1 protein-coding gene is annotated in these 1,578 nt (G+C 55.3%); it reads right to left on the minus strand.

Annotation, left to right across the window (positions count from 1 at the left end):
- Positions 1 to 1,390: 1,390 nt before the first annotated feature.
- Positions 1,391 to 1,578 (minus strand): hypothetical protein (locus EI42_RS33690; protein WP_211326460.1); only part of this gene is annotated, 188 nt, incomplete at its 5' end.

Raw genomic sequence — 1,578 nt, forward strand, 5'->3', positions numbered from 1 at the left:
GCTTCCACCGCAGCCACACCCACAGGGGCAACTCCACAGGCACCGCTTCACACAGCTCCCTATGCGTGCTGACGCGACACCAGCATCCCTGTCAGCAGATTGGAGGAGGAGTGACAGCCCTCGCTGTTCCTCAAGAGCCAGGCAAAACAGACAACAAGAAGCAGAGGGAGCCCACATGAATACCCAAAACCCACGTCATATCCGACAAAAACGCCATCACAAGAAGATCCTGGAGGACGCGACGGCCCATCACCCATCATCCTTCCCACCACCTCCTCCTCCAAGAGAAGTCACTTCGTCAGCTTCCTTGGCAACATGAGTGGAGATGGTCGCAACATGACAAACTAGCGAGCAGCCAAAGGTCCTTTTCCTCCACGATCGTACGACGATGTTCCTTCGGAGAGCTTCATTCTCATCATCAGGATGACGGTCCTTGATAACGAGAAAACCGGGAGGAACCTGACGCTCTCCCTTCTTCTGCTTGTCTTGTCCCCCGGCCCCTCCTCACCGCCGTGCCGGGGACACAGCATCCCTCTGTCCCTAACGCAATGCAAGCACACGTCCTCCGTTCTCCCCTGAGGACAAAGCAAACACCAGAACGCTTCTCTCTCCACACAGAAGAACAGCACCTCGCTCCCTCTGAACACAGACCATCAAACCACACCAAGCCCTCCGTCCCATGAAGCAGATCCAGCGAAAGGAACAGAGGACTCGGTTTCGTTGCAAGGCGGTGATGAGGGTGGCGGCTGGCGCCTCAGACATCGGAAGCAGCTGTGTGCCGAGAAGGGCTTGCAGTGGCCTCCCCAGGGGAGCCGCATCAACCTGAGGATGCCACTCCATCTCGGCTCGATGCTCCAGACAGGACTCTGAAGGTCTTGCGCTTCTCCCAGCAGCGCCGCGATGGCCACCTGATAAAGAGAGCAGCTCTGAGAGCGCTGCTGACAGGGCTTCTTCTGCCGCATGATAGCCGCTACACCCCCGCAGCAGTTCGCATCGCAGCTTGGAGTATCCGCAGCTCGCTCACTCCAAGCCCGTCAGCTTCACAAAAAGTGATCTGCATCGCGCGGGCCTCCGCAAGCACGGAAATAGGGCTTCCACTTGAACTCATCTCATACTGACGCCCTGGATCCCCAATCCTCTGCGCGTCCAGTTCACACAGCACCTCCTTACAAGCCTGCATCGACATCACGTGGGTAAGAGATACACAGCCCTCAGGCTCTTTCCCTCCAGCTTAGGACTTTCCATTCTCATGAGTAATATGGGTTTCTCGTCCGAAGCCGTCAGAATAGCGTTCTTCGAACTCGACCTATCTTCCCTCACAACAAGGCTTCTGGTCCAATCTCTCAGAAGCATTGAAGCGACTAGATACTCCCCCCATCGTCTCTCCTCTTCATTTACCAGGAAGATGTTCCTTTCTCTCTTCCTGACGATTTCCATTTCCATTCAGCAATCGGAGCAGGTCCTGCAAGATGGTTTGATAGACTGCTTCATCCTGGTATCCTGAGCAATCAAGAACCTCCGTCTCATCCAGCACATGCATCTCTAAGCCTGTTCTTTTGAACAGAAGCGTCCAATCAG

Source organism: Thermosporothrix hazakensis, assembly GCF_003253565.1.
In the GTDB taxonomy this organism is placed as follows: Bacteria; Chloroflexota; Ktedonobacteria; order Ktedonobacterales; family Ktedonobacteraceae; genus Thermosporothrix; species Thermosporothrix hazakensis.